A 16,327-nucleotide genomic window follows, 5' to 3' on the forward strand; every position below is an offset into this window, starting at 1 on the left:
ATTGGCCCGAGCGCATTTTACGGTCTCGTCTGAAGGTCAAACTGCCGTGGTCTTTCCGTCACCCTGCCGCATAACCCTGCATCGCGCAATATATTTTAAGCCTAAAGCATTCTCGGGCTTACAACGTGACCCAGCCTTCGGGCGGCTCTTTTCCGGGATGAAGCGCACCGCAGGACCCGCAGGTTCGCGCCTCCTCCGAGGCATAGAACGCCGCGTAGACGGGCGGCAGATCATCTACGATCGAGGTCAGGTGCATTTCCGAGCGATGCACCAGATTGCCGCATTCAAAGCAGTACCACTCGATCGCATCTATCGCGCCTTCGGGGCGCTTGGGTTCAATCACCAGCCCAACGCTGCCCTCTTGCGGACGTTGGGGGGAGTGGCGCACATGGGGTGGCAACAGGAAAATCTCGCCCTCGCGGATCGGCACGTCGTAGAACTCTTCACCATCAAAGAGCTTCAAGACCATGTCGCCCTCCAACTGATAGAAGAACTCCTCCACGGGGTCGTCGTGGTAATCGGTCCGCTTGTTGGGACCGCCCACGACGGTCACCATCAGGTCGGCGTCCTCAAAAATCATCTTGTTGCCGACGGGCGGTTTAAGAAGGTGGCGGTGTTCGTCGATCCATGCCTTGAAGTTGAACGCGCTGAGCCGGCCCATATGGTTTCTCCTGAGTGTGTCCACAGATCAGAATGCCCGAGCTCGCCGTAACCGCAAGCATGGATTGCCGATCCTGATATCCGAAATACCTATACCCCCTGCCTAAAGCGTGCCGAAATACTCGGCCTGTTCCCAATCGGAGATGTGGGAAAGGTATCGCTCCCACTCCGCACGTTTCAAGGTCAGCAACCAGTCGGCCACCTCCGGCGATAGTGTTTCGCGCAACGCGTCCGAGGCCGCAAAAGCCTCAATCGCGGCCCCAAGGTTCGTCGGCAGTTCCGGCGCGCCGTGACCATAGGGATCTTCTAGCGCTGCAGGCGGCTGAAGGTGGCCTCTCAGGCCGGAAAGGCCGGACAGAAGCTGCGCGGCAAAGGCGAAATAGGGGTTGGTGGAGCTGTCGGGCAAGCGGTTCTCGACCCGGCTGGCGGGGTCGTTGGGCGCGGTGATGGCGCGCACCATTGCACCGCGATTGTCATGGGCCCATCCGATCCGGTTCGGGGCCAGTTGATGTGGCACGAAGCGTTTGTAGCTGTTCACCGTCGGGTTCGTCAGCAGGCAACAGGCGCGGGCGTGGTGCAACAGACCGGCGGTCCAATGGGCAGCGGCATCGCTGAGGCCGGGACCGTCGGTGGTGAAGACATTGCGTCCGGTGGCATCCGTGACGCTTTGGTGAATATGCCAGCCGTTTGCCACGGCATTGGGCAGCGCGGGTTTCGCCATGAAGCTGGCCAGCAATCCGTCGCGGGCGCAAATCTCTTTCGCGAGCGTCCGGAAGTTCACTGCCATTTCAGCGGTTTGGCTGGGGCTGTCGGGGGCAAAGGTCAGCTCGTACTGCGAGGGGCCCATCTCGATTTCGACCGTGCGGACATCCATCCCCATCCCTTCCGCCGCGCGGCGCAGTTGATCGAGCATCGGCTCTACTTCTGCGTAGCGCGTCTCGGTCAGGTATTGATAGCCCTGGGTGGTGTTTTCCACCTGCGGCGGCGTGCCGGGCATGGTCGCGTGCTGCGGCGCTAGACGCGGATCGGTGATGCGGAAGACCTGAAATTCGATCTCCAACCCAAAGGTGGCGCGCAACCCCTCCTCGGCCAAGGCCTCCTCGCAGCGGTGTAACAGGGTGCGCGATGCATAGGGGATCGGGGCGCCATCAAGGGCGGTGACATCGCAGTGGATCAACGCCGAATGGGGCGCGTGGGGCAATTGCCGGAAGCTGGCGGGATCAAGGCGCAACAGCACATCGGACGCGCCCTGCATCGGAGCGCCATCTGCGGCCCAGATCGGGAAGACCGTACGGTGCGACAGGTCTTTCAACAGCAGGGTCGAGGGCACCCGAATGCCGTTTTTCAGCGCCCCCGGCAGGGCCGAAGCCGTCATAACCTTGCCGCGCAGAATACCGTGGGGGTCGGTGAAGACGGCACGGATCGTCTCGATCCCCTCCGCCTCTACCAGCTCCAGAATATCGCGGGGCGTCAAACGCTTGCATCCCATTCGCATTGGCCGCGCCGCTCCAGATCAGCCGCCTCGCTGGCGGCGACCCAATTGTCATCGGGCGCAATGGCATCGTTGGAAAGCGGACCTCGGATGGCCTGAGTGTCATCACCTTGCATCTTCAAGCTCTCCCCCTCTCCGGCCGCCAGCGCAGCAATCGCGGCGCGCAGCATGCGGCGGTATTTAATGATACCCACGTCGGTTTTGCCAAGGTGTTCTTCGCGCCGATCCTGAATACGCCCCATGGATTCCACCGCCCATTGGTCGTGGACGTTAATATCCAGGCCCATGCCGGTATAGGTCAGCTTGCCTTGCTCCGCGACATCATAGCCGTAGTTGTTGCGGGCGTTCTTCAAGGGGGCGTAATCGGGCAGACGGTGTTCCTCCAGGCGCTGATCGCGCATTTTCGCCTTGTCCACGGGCGCGCCGAAACTGGTGAACATGGAGAACCAGTAGCACGTCTCATCATCGACGGGGACGTGCCATTGGGTGATCGTCATCTCGCGGCTCATGGGGATGCAGATGGCTTGGGGGAAAATCTGGTTGGTGACGCGCACATGGGTCCGGCCATCGTCCAGATGGCGCAGGGCGGTCAGCTTCAGGCCATAGTCGGTTTCATCCACGGTGATTTCAGGCCGCGGGTAATCACGTAGCAGTTTGGTCATCGGGATTTCGGTGTTGCCGGCTTTATCCCGGAATTGCTTGCCGTAGCTGTCGGCGGGGTCTTCGTCTTGCAAGAAGCGGTGCAGGAAACTGGCATGAGCGGGGTCGATGCCGACCTCCATCGCTTGAAGCCAGTTACATTCCCACAGACCCTTGAAGGCAAAAACATGGGTGTCCGGGGCGCGGAAACAGTCGAATTCCGCAAATGGGGGCGGGGTGCCTTCTCCCATGAAGGCCCAGATGATCCCGTTCACCTCGCGCACCGGATACGACACCGCCTTGATCTTTTCGTGCATCCGCGAGCCCTCGGGCTCTCCGGGTTGTTCAACGCATTGCCCCGAGCAATCGAAGTGCCAACCGTGGAACGGGCAACGCAACCCGTTGTCCTCCAATCGGCCATAAGCCAGATCCGCGCCGCGGTGCGGACAATGCCGCCCGATCAGGCCCAGATTGCCGGTCTCATCGCGAAACAGCACCAGCTCCTCGCCCAGTAGCTTTACTGGAACCACGGGACGCACGCCCATCAACTCATCAACCAACGCCGCCGGTTGCCAGTATTGCCGCAGCACCTTCCCCGCCGGGGCGCCGGGCCCGACGCGGGTGATCTGATCGTTCATTTCCTGGCTCATCATGGGGGCGTGCTCCTCAGCAAAGTGCGATTATCGCACAAAAGTTGACATCCCAATGTTATTCTTGGTAGAGCTAGGCTGTCAACATCGGGTGCCCCATGTCCAAAACGCTTTCCACAACGCTTCTCAAGGGACTCAGCATCTTGGATGCGTTTGACGGCGCGGCCTCCCTCACCCTTGTGGAAATCGCTGAACGCGCTGGCCTCGACCGATCCACGGCCCGCCGCCTGACGCTTACATTCGTGGAGGCCGGATGGATCGTTCAGCAAGGTCGCGCCTTCGCGCTGTCGGCCCGTGTTCTGCGCCCAGCGGGGCAGTTCCTTCGGGCCGGAGGCTTTGGCCGCGCGGTGCAGCCAATTTTGAACGCCCACGCCGAAAGTCTGGGCGGTGAAATCAGCCTTGCTGTGCGCGATAGAAACCAGGCGCTTTACGTCGCCCATTCCGCCCGCCCCGGTGCGCGTGTGTCCCTTGGACTGACCGTTGGCTCTGCCGTGCCGTTGGAAACAACGGCGATCGGGCGCGTCCTTTTGACAAGTGCGGAGCCTTTTCAGATCTTGCGCGGCGCCTACGAAACGGGGGTCTGCGGCTTTGCCGTACCCGTCGGCCCGCCCGATGCGCCGATCGCCGCGGTAGGATCAACCTTCCCGCTGGCATTGCCAAACCTTGAAACCCGGTTAGAAAGTGCCCTAGCGGGACTTCAAATGGCAGCGGCTGAGCTTCGGGATGTCGCGGGCTTGCAGTTGATTGCCTCTGCGGAATAATAAGTATAGCAACCAAGTTGAGACCTTAAGTCTCAATACCTGAAGCATTCTGGCCCTACGACCCACAATCTTTGGCCATATGGTGCGCAATGCAGATGCTCGACTAAGTCGACGAACCAATGACTTGCAAAGGGACACACACATGGCACAACCCGACCTGAACCTGTCCCCCAAAGTCTCGGACGAGATCCGCAAAACCACCTGCTATATGTGCGCCTGCCGTTGCGGGATTAACGTCCACATGAAGGAAGGCTCCGATGGCACAAAGAAAGTGGCCTATATCGAGGGTAACCGCGATCACCCGGTCAACAAAGGCGTGCTCTGCGCCAAGGGCAGCGCGGGCATCATGCAGGTCAACGCCCCTTCCCGCCTGAAAGCGCCCCTGAAACGGGTCGGCCCCCGCGGCTCCGGTGAGTTCGAGGAGATTTCTTGGGAAGAAGCCTACGGCATCGCCGAAGGCTGGCTGCGCCCGATCCGCGAGGAAGCCCCCGAAAAGTTGGCCTTTTTCACGGGCCGCGATCAGTCACAATCTTTTACAAGTTTCTGGGCGCAGAACTTTGGCACGCCCAATTACGCAGCTCACGGCGGATTTTGCTCCGTCAATATGGCGGCCGCTGGAATCTACACCATGGGCGGCGCGTTCTGGGAATTCGGCCAGCCCGACTGGGACCACACCAAACTGTTCCTGCTGTTCGGCGTGGCCGAGGATCACGACAGCAACCCGATCAAGATGGGCCTGGGCAAGATCAAGGCCCGTGGTGCAAAGGTTATCGGCGTTAACCCCATTCGTTCCGGCTATAATGCCGTTGCCGATGAATGGGTTGGCATCACACCGGGCACCGATGGCCTGTTCATTCTGGCGCTGGTGCATTGCCTGATGAAGGCCGGCAAGATCGACCTCGATTACCTCGCCCGTTTCACCAATGCCCCCGTTCTGGTGGACGCGGAAACCGGAATGCTCCTGCGTGACGGCGATGGCAAAGAGCTGGTAATCGACCGCAAGACCGGCAAGCCCGCCGCGTTCGACCAGAAAGGCGTCCAGCCCGACCTCTCTGCCACCTACGAAGGCCACAAGCCCGTCCTGCACCTCATGGCAGAGCGTTATATGTCCGACGAATACGCGCCCGAGGCAGTGGCCGAGCGCACCGGGATCGAGGCTTCTCGTATCCGCGCCATCGCGGCCGAGTTGGCCCGCGTGGCGTTCGAGGAAAGCTTCGAGCTGCCCATCGAGTGGACTGATTTCCGCGGCGAAACCCACAAAAGCATGACAGCGCGCCCCGTCGCCATGCACTCCATGCGCGGGATTTCCGCCCACGCCAACGGCTTTCAGACCTGTCGCGCCCTGCATGTGCTGCAAATCCTGCTTGGCACGGTTGAGGCGCCCGGCGGCTTCCGCTTCAAGCCCCCCTACCCCAAGCCCTCCAAGATCCACCCCAAGCCGCACTGCAAAGTCACCCCCGGCGCACCGCTGGATGGTCCGCATCTGGGCTTCGTCCACGGCCCCGAGGATCTGGCCCTGCGCGAGGACGGCTCTGCCGCCCGCATCGACAAGGCCTATACGTGGGAAAACCCGATGTCGGCCCACGGGTTGATGCATATGGTGATCTCCAACGCCCACGCGGGCGATCCCTACAAGATCGACACATTATTCATGTACATGGCCAACATGTCGTGGAACTCGTCGATGAACACCGGCGGCGTGATGCAGATGCTGACCGACAAGGATGCGGAAACCGGCGAATACGTCATCCCTCACATCATTTATTCCGATGCCTACAGCTCCGAGATGGTCGCCTATGCCGACCTGATCCTGCCCGATACGACGTATCTGGAACGCCACGATTGCATCTCGCTGCTGGACCGCCCGATTTGCGAGGCCGACGGGCTGGCCGATGCGATCCGCTGGCCGGTGGTAGAGCCTGACCGCAACGTCAAAGGCTTCCAATCCGCGCTGTGTGATTTGGGCGCACGCCTCGGCTTGCCGGGTTTCGTCAACGAAGACGGCTCCCAGAAATACGCCGACTACGGCGACTACATCACCAACCACATCCGCCGCCCCGGTATCGGCCCCTTGGCCGGTTGGCGCGGCGAAGATGGCAATCAACATGGCCGTGGCGAGGCGAACCCGGATCAGCTGAACCAATATATCGAGAATGGCGGCTTTTTCGTCAGCCACGTCCCCGACGGGGCCCAATACATGAAGCCTTGGAACGCCAAGTATCAGGATTGGGCCGTCGAAATGGGTCTCTACGACACGCCCCAGCCCTATATTTTCTCGCTCTATGTGGAGCCGATGCAAAAGTTCCGCCGCGCCGCGGAAGGCCATGGTGACATCCAGCCGCCCGAACACCTGCGCGCCCGCGTGGCCGAAAACATGGACCCCCTCCCCTTCTGGTCCGACCCGGCCCCCGCAAACCTCGGTGACGCATATCCCATCACCGCGCTCACCCAGCGCCCGATGGCGATGTACCACTCCTGGGGTTCGCAAAACGCATGGCTGCGCCAACTCCACGGGCATAACCCGCTCTACATGCCCACCAACCTGATGCGTGCCAACGATCTGCAAGATGGCGACTGGGCGCGCGTCACCTCCCCCCACGGCGAAATCATCGTCCCCGTGTTGGAAATGGCGGCGCTGAATGAGAATACCGTCTGGACGTGGAACGCGATCGGCAAACGCAAAGGCGCTTGGGCGCTGGATGAAAACGCGCCCGAGGCCACCAAAGGCTTCCTTCTGAACCACCTGATCCACGAACTCCTCCCCCCCAAAGGCGACGGCCTGCGCTGGACCAATTCAGACCCGATCACCGGACAGGCCGCTTGGTTCGACCTCAAAGTCCGCATCGAAAAGGCTCCCGCCCAAACCGAATCCAGACCCGTCCTGCCGCCGATCAAATCCCCCGTCGGCAAAGGCCCCAAAACCCTCGCATGGAAGGTGGGCGAATGACCGGCCCCGCGCGCCCGCTCCTTCATCTTGGCCATACACCTCCGGGGAGCGCGAGGGGCTGGCCCCTCGCTCCAACGCCAGCAAAGAGAGCCAGCGCATGACACAATTGCCCCCTCCCCCCGCCAAGAAACTCGGCCTCGTCATCGACCTCGATACCTGCGTCGGCTGCCATGCCTGTGTGATTTCCTGCAAAGGTTGGAACACGGAAAACTACGGCGCGCCCCTTAGTGATCAGGACGCTTACGGCGCCGATCCCACCGGCACCTTCCTGAACCGTGTGCACTCTTATCAAGTGCAGCCTCTGGCCACCTCAACCAAACCGCACCCCGCGGCGCAAACCATTCACTTCCCCAAATCCTGCCTGCATTGCGAGGACGCCCCCTGCGTCACCGTCTGCCCCACCGGCGCCTCCTACAAGCGCGAGGAGGACGGCATCGTCCTGGTGAACGAGAGCGATTGCATCGGCTGCGGCCTTTGCGCCTGGGCCTGCCCTTACGGCGCACGCGAGATGGATCAGGATGAAGGCGTGATGAAGAAATGCACCCTTTGCGTCGACCGCATCTATAACGAGAACCTCCCCGAGATCGACCGTACCCCCTCGTGTGTGCGCACCTGCCCCGCGGGCGCACGTCATTTCGGCGATCTGGGCGATCCCGACAGCGCCGTGAGCCAGCTGGTGGCAGAGCGTGGCGGAATCGACCTGATGCCTGAACAGGGCACCAAACCCGTGAACCAATATCTGCCGCCGCGTCCCAAGGATGATCTCCCCGAATTCGACGTGCTCGCCCCCTATCTGGAGCCCGTGGCCGAGAACCCCGGCGGGTTTATCGGCTGGCTCGACAAAGCGCTCGAGAGGATCTGAGCCATGCACCCAGCCCCCTCAGTCATCATCTTCACCACGCTTTCGGGCCTTGGCTTTGGCCTCCTGTTCTTCCTGGGCCTTGGCATGCCCTCGGTCACGGGTCTTTTTGCCTTCATATTCTTCGCCATCGCCTATGTCCTGGCGGTCGGCGGGCTATTGGCCTCCACCTTCCACCTGGGCCACCCGGAACGGGCCTGGAAGGCGCTCAGCCAATGGCGCAGCAGCTGGCTGTCTCGGGAAGGCATCTGCGCTATTGCGGCGCTGATCGTCATGGCAATTTACGGTGCGGGGCTGGTCTTTGCCGATACCGCATGGGCCCCCATCGGCTGGATCGGCGCGTTCTTGAGCCTTGCGACGGTCTACACCACGTCGATGATCTACACCCAGATGAAATCGGTGCCGCGCTGGCACATCCCCTGGACGCCGGCGAAATTCCTGACGCTTTCCCTTGCCGGCGGCGCACTTCTTTCGGGGCAAGTCTCGTTTGCGATCGTTTTGCTGACCCTGTCGGGGGGCATCACCCTGGCCACATGGGTCATCGGCGATAGCGCCTTTGCCCGCTCGGGCACCACGATGGAGACCGCCACGGGCCTGGGCTCCATCGGCGCAGTGCGCGCGTTCGAGCCGCCCCATACCGGCACCAACTACCTGATGCGCGAGTTCATCCACGTCGTGGGCCGCAAGCACGCGCAAAAGCTACGCATCATCGCGTTTGCGCTGGCCTTTGTGGTGCCGATCATACTGCTCCTCCTGCCCTTCGGGCACGTCCTCGCCCTTGTCGCTGTGCTCAGCCATGTGTCGGGCGTGGCGACCGCACGCTGGCTGTTCTTTGCGCAGGCCGAGCACGTGGTGGGGCTGTACTACGGAATGCGGTAGGACGCGCGCCGACGGTTCTGAGATCGCCCGCGCTTCTTAGGTTGGCGTCAAGACCGGAACAGACGCTCGCGGGCGACTCTCCATTGACGGAGGCATGCCGGCTCCCCGCGTGGCGAAATCGCAAAGCGCCAGCGGTTGTTGCGGCCAAGAGCGTTTCGCTGCCGTCATTTTGACACGCACTTTGGCCCAAAAATAGGTAATGCCATCCGGCCTCTCTCAGGATCGCATCCGTATAGTGCATTGAAACGATTACAAATTGCCTCTGCTCGCCTCGAGTGGTATGCGATTGCATACGACAGCTATGTTCTGCGCGATCACCCGGCTCAGAGCACACTTGCACCGTTGTTTGCGTATTGATCCGCTACAGCCCTGCGCCCGTGAAACCGCACATTTGCCGAGGCGTTTCGCAATGGTCACTTATCGGTCAAAGTTCGAACACAACCGTGTGGTGTCTGTTGCCAAAAGAAGAATACTTGCAGTGAGGCAGCGATGACATGCTTTGACGGATTGGTGGCCGAACCCGCCCTATGGCTGGTGATTAACGTCAGCGTCGTGGCGGCGCTTGCTTTGGCATGGATGGTGAAGTTCCAGAAGTTTCAGGGCAAATTCTACTACGCCATCACCTTCATCGCCATGATCTGGACGCTGACGATGATCGGGTTGGAGGTTGCATCGTCTACATTCTCCTGTCAGCTGCAATGGGCCACGCTGGCATGGCTCGGTAACGGGTTGGTGCCCGTCGCATGGTGCTTCTTCGTGCTGGCCTATATCGACAATAAGACGCCATTCGACAAACGTCTTGTCGGCGCCGTGTTGTTCGTTGTGCCAATGGCCATATTCCTATTCGCCGCCACCAACCAGTGGCACCACCTTGTCTATGCTGACGCCACGCAAATCCCTTCGGGCGAGCAATATGTCGATTACGTCCATGGACCCGGCTTCTACGGCATTATCGCGACCCTTTATGGGTTTGTGGCCGTGGCTCTTATCCGGCTTTTCAAAGCGTTCGGGCGCGCAAACCGCAGCGCTTGGCCCTTGCTGCTTACGCTGGTCCTCATCACAACCACGCCACTGACCGCAAATGCCGCCTACGTTATGCTCGGCTTTACCGTTTTCGGCGTTGATCCAACGGCCTTCATGTTCACCTTTGGCATTCTCACCTTCACGTGGATGCTTGTGACGAACAAAACGATGGATATGGCCTTTGTGGGTAAGTCCGTACTTTTCGACACGATGAGCGAACCCGTCGTACTCGTGGATAGACACCGCAAGATCACCTTGATGAACACAGCGGCGAAGGACACTGGCCTGCATCGCAACGCGGTATCTATCTTGAACGACATCATCGCCCGGATTGAGGCATGGCACCAAAACGAAGACGCCGTTCACTTGACCCTGAACCAACGGGTTTTTGAACCGCGCATCCGCACCATCGAAAGCCCGCTTGATCCAGCGGGTGCCGCCCTTGGATGGAGCATCACCTTCGTCGACATCACAGACCGGATCGCCACGAACGCGGCGCTGGAGAAGGCGCTGATACGCGCGGATGAAGCCAACAGCGCCAAGGACGACTTCATCTCGGTCGTCAGCCATGAATTACGCACGCCCCTGACCTCTCTGAAGGGGGGGCTCACGCTTGCGCTTAGCGGTCGCATTGGCGATGTTTCCGACCCCATTCGCTCGCTTCTCAGCATCGCCCATCGAAACGGCGACCGACTGTCACGGCTGGTGGACAACATTCTGTTGGCGCAAAAGATTGATATCAATGCGCTGGAACTGGACATCAAAGAGGTCGATCTTGGCGATCTCCTTGAAGAAAGCTTTGCAGAGAACCGAATGTTCGCCTCTGAGCGCGGCGTGCAGCTTTCTTCCGCGCTTGACACGCCATCCGTCATCATGGGCGATGCTTTCGCGATCCGTCAGATCATCGACAACCTCGTTTCCAACGCCATCAAGTTCTCCGACAAGGGTGGTTTGGTCGAAGGGCTTATCAGCACGTCTGGCGGCAAAGTGCGGCTCTCGATCGAGAATACCGGCCAGGGAATTCCTGCGGGAATGGAAAGCAAAGTGTTTGGACGCTTCGAGCAGGTTGGAAACAGCGGGCAAGCGTCTACGCAAGGGTCCGGTCTCGGGCTTCACATCTCCAAGAAGCTGGCGAAGCAGATGGAGGGGGACATCTATTATGAAAGCCAACCGGGCGTCGGTACGGTCTTTTATGTAGAGTTTCCCTTGGCCGAGCATCAGACCACTGAACCTACGCAACTCGCCTGTTAAGGTCGGTTGCCTCCCCTCGGCTTAAGCTAACATAAATAAACGCAGGCCCGGTCCGGCCGTCGCGACGCGCAGGGTCTGTCTGATACCAGCACAGTCGCACCCCGCCCCGGTTCCACCTTTCCACCGCACGTGGGGCATTTCTCTTTCACACCCCTTGTTAGTTACAAAGGCAACCATTATCGTCGGCGCAACGCTGCCCAGAGGTTTCCCATGAACGAACAAGCTGCCATCCGCACGATGACCCAAGCCCCCAGCCACCCCGGTGCGCACGAGGGCTATATGCCGGGCTTCGGCAATGATTTTGAGACAGAGGCGCTTCCCGGCGCCCTTCCCCAGGGCATGAACTCGCCACAGAAGGTGAACTACGGCCTCTACGGAGAGCAGCTTTCCGGCACCGCCTTCACCGATGTGCGCCCGGAACGGACATGGTGCTACCGTATCCGTCCTTCCGTCAAACATTCCCACCGTTATGAGAAAATTGACCTCCCCCAATGGAAATCCGCCCCCAATGTGGACCCCGACGTGGTCTCTCTGGGGCAATACCGTTGGGACCCGGTGCCCCATTCCGACCAGCCGCTGACATGGCTGACAGGCATGCGCACGATGACGACGGCGGGTGATGTGAACACGCAAGTGGGCATGGCCTCCCACGTCTATCTGGTCACCGAAAGCATGGTGGATGAGTATTTCTACTCCGCCGACAGTGAGATGCTGGTGGTGCCCCAAGAAGGTCGCCTGCGGTTCTGCACGGAACTGGGTATCATTGACGTGGAGCCCCAGGAAATCGCAATCCTGCCACGGGGACTTGTCTACCGGGTAGAGCTTCTCGACGGCCCCGCCCGTGGCTTTGTCTGCGAAAATTACGGCGCGAAGTTCGAGCTTCCGGGCCGCGGCCCCATCGGCGCCAACTGCATGGCCAACCCGCGTGATTTCAAGGCGCCTGTTGCGGCCTACGAGGACCGCGAGGTGCCCTCCACCATCACAATCAAATGGTGCGGCCAGTTCCACACCAGCAAGATCGCGCAAAGCCCGCTGGACGTGGTGGCCTGGCACGGCAATTACGCGCCGCTCAAATACGACCTGAAAACCTACTGCCCTGTCGGCGCGATCCTGTTCGATCACCCCGACCCGTCGATCTTCACCGTGCTCACCGCGCCCTCGGGCCAGCCCGGCGTGGCCAACATCGACTTCGTCCTGTTCCGCGAACGCTGGATGGTGGCCGAAGACACCTTCCGCCCGCCGTGGTATCACAAGAACATCATGAGCGAGCTGATGGGCAACATTTACGGCCAGTATGATGCGAAACCGAAGGGGTTCATTCCCGGCGGCGTGTCGTTGCACAACATGATGCTGCCCCACGGCCCCGACAAGAACGCGTTTGAGGGCGCGTCGAACGCCGATCTGAAGGCCGAGAAACTCGACAACACCATGTCGTTCATGTTTGAGACCCGTTTCCCGCAACACCTCACCGCTTTCGCGGCCAATGAAGCGCCCCTGCAAGACGACTACATCGACTGCTGGACAACGCTCGAGAAAAAGTTCGACGGCACGCCGGGGAAGAAATGACGCCGCTCGTGTGGCTGTTGATCGGGGCGATGATCCTCGTGACAACCCTCGCACCGGTCGTCATCATTGCTCTAGCCAAACGCGCGGGGCGCCAAAGCGTCCCGCCGCCGGCCCCGAGAAACGACACATCTGGGAGGATGAAATGAGCCATATCGACGGATTTGTGATCCCCGTAAAAACCGCCCGCAAGGCGGAATATATTGAAGCGGCCAAACAGATCGTGGATCTCTACCTCAAGCACGGCGCCTCCCGCTGCGTCGAGACTTGGGGCGCGGGGATCGACCAAGGTGAACGCACCTCCTTCCCCCGCGCCGTCCAGGCCGAGGCAGACGAGGCCATCGTGTTTTCCTGGATGGAATTTCCCGACAAGGAAACCAGCGACGCCGCCCATCAGGCAGTCTGGTCGGAACCGGCCATGCAAGCGATGATGGAAACCGACATCGTCGATGGAAAGCGGATGATCTTCGGCGGGTTTGACCTGCTTCTGGACGCCAAATGATCCTGTATTCCTACTGGCGCTCGACCACATCCTACCGGGTGCGCGCCGCTCTCAACCTCAAAGGCTTGTCCTATACGCAACGCCCCGTCGACCTCGTCGCGGGCGAGCAGCGGACCGATGCCTATACCGCCCTAAACCCCGGTCAAGGCGTCCCGGCCTTGGAACTGGACGACGGCACCGTGCTGACCCAAAGCCTCTCCATCCTTGACTACCTCGATGCCACCTACCCCGAGCCCCCCCTGCTGCCATCGGACCCGCTGCTGCGCGCCCGCGTCCTGGCCGCCGCTCACACCGTCGCGCTCGATATCCACCCAGTCAATAACCTGCGCGTGGTGGCCCACCTCAAGACGGCTCACAATGCGAACCAGGACCAGGCCCAGGACTGGATGCGCCACTGGATGGCCGAGGGCTTCTCTGCCCTGGAAGCGCTCCTGCCCGACCGCGCCACCTTCGCCTTCACCGACACCCCCGGCCTCGCGGACCTCTGCATCGTCGCCCAATGCTACAACGCCCACCGCTGGGGCCTTCCCCTCACCCCCTATCCCAAAACAGCCCGCATCGAGGCTGCCTGCCTCGCCACCCCCGCCATCAAAGCCGCCGCGCCCGAAGCGCAACCAGACGCTTCCTGATCCCGCTCCTTCATCTTGGCAAATACACCTCCCCCCGGAGGGTCGGCCAACTCTAATCCGCACCGAAAGTGACCCATGTCTGACCTGAAACGCTCCTGGCTCTCCTCCGCCAATTCCGCCACCACGGATTTCCCCCTCAACAACCTTCCTTACGGCGTCTTCTCCGTCGATGACGGCGACCTGCGCTGCGGCGTCGCCATCGGCGACCGCATCGTTGACGCCACCGGACTGGAACTGGCCGGCCACCTGCGCGCCCATCCCGATGCGGACGTGCTCGATGCCCCCTATTGGAACGACTTCATGGAACTGGGCGCCCCCGCTTGGGCCGCCTACCGCACCGCCCTCACCGCCATGTTGTCGGAAGACGCGGATGATGCCACGCAAGACACCATCACCACCTTCTCCGTGCCCATGGCCGAGGCCACCTTGCACATGCCATTCCAGGTGGCGGAATACACCGACTTCTACGCCGGTCGTCACCACGCCACCAACGTCGGCACCATGTTCCGCGGCGCCGAAAACGCCCTGCCGCCAAACTGGCTGCACATGCCCATCGGCTACAACGGCCGCGCTTCTTCCGTGGTGGTCTCCGGTACAGATATTCGCCGCCCCTGGGGCCAGCTGAAATCCCCCGACCACGACATGCCGATCTTCGCCCCCTCGCGGCGCTTCGATATTGAACTGGAACTGGGCGCCATTGTCGGCACCCCCTCCTCCGGCCCCCTCACCGTTGACCAAGCCGACGAGGCCATCTTCGGCTACGTCCTCCTTAACGACTGGTCTGCGCGCGACATTCAGGCTTGGGAATACCAGCCCCTCGGCCCGTTCCAAGCCAAAGCCACCGCCACCACAATCAGCCCCTGGATCGTCACCGCCGCGGCCCTCAAACCCTTCCGCACCGCGACCCCGCCCCGTGAAGTCGCCCTCCTGCCGCACCTTTCCGACACCACGCCGATGAACCACAACATTTCCCTCACCGTCACCCTCAACGACGAACAGATCGCCCAAACCAACGCCGATGAGCTCTACTACTCCTCGGCCCAGCAACTGGCCCACCACACCACCGCCGGCTCCCCCATGCGCGCAGGCGACCTTCTGGGCTCCGGCACCATCTCCGGCCCCGAAAAACGGAACCGAGGCTCCCTTCTGGAACTCTCCTGGGGCGGCAAGGAACCATTGGAAACCGCCTCCGGCACCCGCAGCTTCATTGAAGACGGCGACACCCTCGCGCTCCACGGCACGTCCTATGGCGACGGCTACCAGATCGGCTTCGGCCCCTGCGTCGGCCAAGTCATCCCCGCCGCCAAAGACCCTTTCACCCCCTAACCCCTTCAAGGAAAGCGCCCCGCGCTCAACATCGCGCGCCGCTCCCTCCTTCATCTTGGCAAATACAACTCAATCCCCCGCGCCCCACAGGCGCTGCCCCCTCTCCTTCACGCGCGCCCCGCGCTGACCACATAAGGAAACACCCCATGGCCAAAGCTTTCGCATCCCAAGGCGACATGACCGAGAAAACCATCACCTTCGACGAGATTGGCGAAGGCCTCTATGCCTTTACCGCCGAAGGGGACCCGAACTCCGGCGTTATCATCGGCGACGACAGCGTCATGATCGTGGAGGCTCAGGCCACCCCGCGCCTTGCCAACAAGGTGATCGACTGCGTGCGCTCGGTCACCGACAAGCCGATCTCCCACCTCGTCCTGACCCACTACCACGCCGTCCGCGTGCTCGGTGCCTCGGCCTATGAAGCGCCGCAGATCATCATGTCCGATGTCGCCCGCTCCATGGTGGTGGAGCGGGGACAGGAGGATTGGGATAGCGAATTCCAACGCTTCCCCCGCCTGTTTGAAGGTCACGAGTCCATCCCCGGCCTTACCTACCCCACCACGACGTTTAGCGATGCGATGACCGTCTACCTGGGCAACCGCCGCGTCGATATCTCCCACATCGGCCGCGCCCATACGGCGGGCGACGCGGTGATCCACGTCCCCGATGCCAACGTGCTGTTCACCGGCGACATCGTCGAGGACCACTCCGCCTGCTACTGCGGCGACGGCCACTTCGCCGACTGGGGCGACACGCTCGACAACATCGCCGCATTCCAACCCGACGCCATCGCGCCGGGCCGTGGCGGTGCGCTGATCGGGGAGGACGCCGTCGAGCGCGCCATCGCCTCTACCCGTGATTTCGTCGATAGCACCTACGCCCCCGCCGCCCGCGTTGCGGCCAAAAACGGCACCCTCAAAGACGCCTGGGACGCGGTCCGCGCCGAATGCGACCCCAAGTTCGCCGACTACGCCATCTACGAGCACTGCCTGCCCTTCAACGTTGCCCGCGCCTATGACGAGGCCCGCGGCATCACCCACCCCCGCATCTGGACCGACAAACGCGATCTGGAGATGTGGGAACAGCTGCAAGGTTGACCCCGTAGACCGGGCCTTGGCCCGGGGACGGCGCAATCCGGGCCAAGGC

Annotated in this window: 13 protein-coding genes; 10 read left to right on the top strand and 3 right to left on the bottom strand. The window is 61.5% G+C overall.

Annotation, left to right across the window (positions count from 1 at the left end; translation table 11 throughout):
- Positions 1 to 118 precede the first annotated feature (118 nt).
- The 3 genes from AADW23_RS16825 to AADW23_RS16835 all read right to left on the bottom strand — a co-directional run bounded on the left by AADW23_RS16825 (position 119) and on the right by AADW23_RS16835 (position 3,444).
- A complete protein-coding gene (locus tag AADW23_RS16825) occupies positions 119 to 661 on the bottom strand; it encodes a 3-hydroxyanthranilate 3,4-dioxygenase (RefSeq protein WP_341862099.1) in 543 nt (180 codons plus the stop codon).
- 102 nt (positions 662 to 763) lie between these two features.
- Positions 764 to 2,149: a glutamine synthetase family protein gene (locus AADW23_RS16830; protein WP_341862100.1), complete on the bottom strand. Its 1,386-nt coding sequence runs from the start codon at positions 2,147 to 2,149 to the stop codon at positions 764 to 766.
- Positions 2,131 to 3,444, bottom strand: a complete 1,314-nt coding sequence (locus AADW23_RS16835) for an aromatic ring-hydroxylating dioxygenase subunit alpha (protein ID WP_341862101.1) — start codon at positions 3,442 to 3,444, stop codon at positions 2,131 to 2,133. The genes AADW23_RS16830 and AADW23_RS16835 overlap by 19 nt, the downstream gene beginning before the upstream one ends.
- Before the next feature lie 95 nt (positions 3,445 to 3,539).
- Between AADW23_RS16835 and AADW23_RS16840 the strand changes: the two genes are divergently transcribed.
- The 10 genes from AADW23_RS16840 to AADW23_RS16885 all read left to right on the top strand — a co-directional run bounded on the left by AADW23_RS16840 (position 3,540) and on the right by AADW23_RS16885 (position 16,278).
- Positions 3,540 to 4,202: a helix-turn-helix domain-containing protein gene (locus AADW23_RS16840; protein WP_341862102.1), complete on the top strand. Its 663-nt coding sequence runs from the start codon at positions 3,540 to 3,542 to the stop codon at positions 4,200 to 4,202.
- Between the two features lie 142 nt (positions 4,203 to 4,344).
- Positions 4,345 to 7,149 (top strand): molybdopterin oxidoreductase family protein, encoded by a 2,805-nt coding sequence (locus AADW23_RS16845; protein ID WP_341862103.1) that lies wholly within the window; start codon positions 4,345 to 4,347, stop codon positions 7,147 to 7,149.
- Between the two features lie 97 nt (positions 7,150 to 7,246).
- Positions 7,247 to 8,011 (top strand): 4Fe-4S dicluster domain-containing protein, encoded by a 765-nt coding sequence (locus tag AADW23_RS16850; protein WP_341862104.1) that lies wholly within the window; start codon positions 7,247 to 7,249, stop codon positions 8,009 to 8,011.
- A 3-nt stretch (positions 8,012 to 8,014) separates the two neighbouring features.
- Positions 8,015 to 8,887, top strand: coding sequence for a DmsC/YnfH family molybdoenzyme membrane anchor subunit (locus AADW23_RS16855; protein ID WP_341862105.1), 873 nt, complete (start codon positions 8,015 to 8,017; stop codon positions 8,885 to 8,887).
- 489 nt (positions 8,888 to 9,376) lie between these two features.
- The gene (locus AADW23_RS16860) at positions 9,377 to 11,161 is read left to right on the top strand and encodes a histidine kinase N-terminal 7TM domain-containing protein (RefSeq protein WP_341862106.1); all 1,785 of its coding nucleotides are present in this window, start codon (positions 9,377 to 9,379) and stop codon (positions 11,159 to 11,161) included.
- A gap of 237 nt (positions 11,162 to 11,398) precedes the next feature.
- On the top strand, positions 11,399 to 12,727 hold the full coding sequence (gene hmgA / locus AADW23_RS16865) for a homogentisate 1,2-dioxygenase (protein WP_341864350.1): 1,329 nt from the start codon (positions 11,399 to 11,401) through the stop codon (positions 12,725 to 12,727).
- A 142-nt stretch (positions 12,728 to 12,869) separates the two neighbouring features.
- Positions 12,870 to 13,226: a DUF1428 domain-containing protein gene (locus tag AADW23_RS16870; RefSeq protein WP_341862107.1), complete on the top strand. Its 357-nt coding sequence runs from the start codon at positions 12,870 to 12,872 to the stop codon at positions 13,224 to 13,226.
- Positions 13,223 to 13,855 (top strand): maleylacetoacetate isomerase, encoded by a 633-nt coding sequence (maiA, locus tag AADW23_RS16875; protein WP_341862108.1) that lies wholly within the window; start codon positions 13,223 to 13,225, stop codon positions 13,853 to 13,855. The genes AADW23_RS16870 and maiA overlap by 4 nt, the downstream gene beginning before the upstream one ends.
- Before the next feature lie 75 nt (positions 13,856 to 13,930).
- Positions 13,931 to 15,181, top strand: coding sequence for a fumarylacetoacetase (gene fahA, locus AADW23_RS16880; RefSeq protein WP_341862109.1), 1,251 nt, complete (start codon positions 13,931 to 13,933; stop codon positions 15,179 to 15,181).
- A 146-nt stretch (positions 15,182 to 15,327) separates the two neighbouring features.
- Positions 15,328 to 16,278 carry an MBL fold metallo-hydrolase gene (locus tag AADW23_RS16885; protein WP_341862110.1) on the top strand — a complete coding sequence of 317 codons (951 nt, stop codon included), beginning with the start codon at positions 15,328 to 15,330 and terminating at the stop codon, positions 16,276 to 16,278.
- The last annotated feature ends 49 nt before the right edge of the window (positions 16,279 to 16,327 follow it).

This window comes from Gymnodinialimonas sp. 57CJ19, from assembly GCF_038396845.1.
In the GTDB taxonomy this organism is placed as follows: domain Bacteria; phylum Pseudomonadota; class Alphaproteobacteria; order Rhodobacterales; family Rhodobacteraceae; genus Gymnodinialimonas.

Coding starts and splice junctions, on each gene's coding strand:
- AADW23_RS16825 (WP_341862099.1), bottom strand. CDS start 661: ATGGGCCGGCTCAGCGCGTTCAACTTCAAGGCATGGATCGACGAACAC.
- AADW23_RS16830 (WP_341862100.1), bottom strand. CDS start 2,149: ATGGGATGCAAGCGTTTGACGCCCCGCGATATTCTGGAGCTGGTAGAG.
- AADW23_RS16835 (WP_341862101.1), bottom strand. CDS start 3,444: ATGATGAGCCAGGAAATGAACGATCAGATCACCCGCGTCGGGCCCGGC.
- AADW23_RS16840 (WP_341862102.1), top strand. CDS start 3,540: ATGTCCAAAACGCTTTCCACAACGCTTCTCAAGGGACTCAGCATCTTG.
- AADW23_RS16845 (WP_341862103.1), top strand. CDS start 4,345: ATGGCACAACCCGACCTGAACCTGTCCCCCAAAGTCTCGGACGAGATC.
- AADW23_RS16850 (WP_341862104.1), top strand. CDS start 7,247: ATGACACAATTGCCCCCTCCCCCCGCCAAGAAACTCGGCCTCGTCATC.
- AADW23_RS16855 (WP_341862105.1), top strand. CDS start 8,015: ATGCACCCAGCCCCCTCAGTCATCATCTTCACCACGCTTTCGGGCCTT.
- AADW23_RS16860 (WP_341862106.1), top strand. CDS start 9,377: ATGACATGCTTTGACGGATTGGTGGCCGAACCCGCCCTATGGCTGGTG.
- hmgA (WP_341864350.1), top strand. CDS start 11,399: ATGACCCAAGCCCCCAGCCACCCCGGTGCGCACGAGGGCTATATGCCG.
- AADW23_RS16870 (WP_341862107.1), top strand. CDS start 12,870: ATGAGCCATATCGACGGATTTGTGATCCCCGTAAAAACCGCCCGCAAG.
- maiA (WP_341862108.1), top strand. CDS start 13,223: ATGATCCTGTATTCCTACTGGCGCTCGACCACATCCTACCGGGTGCGC.
- fahA (WP_341862109.1), top strand. CDS start 13,931: ATGTCTGACCTGAAACGCTCCTGGCTCTCCTCCGCCAATTCCGCCACC.
- AADW23_RS16885 (WP_341862110.1), top strand. CDS start 15,328: ATGGCCAAAGCTTTCGCATCCCAAGGCGACATGACCGAGAAAACCATC.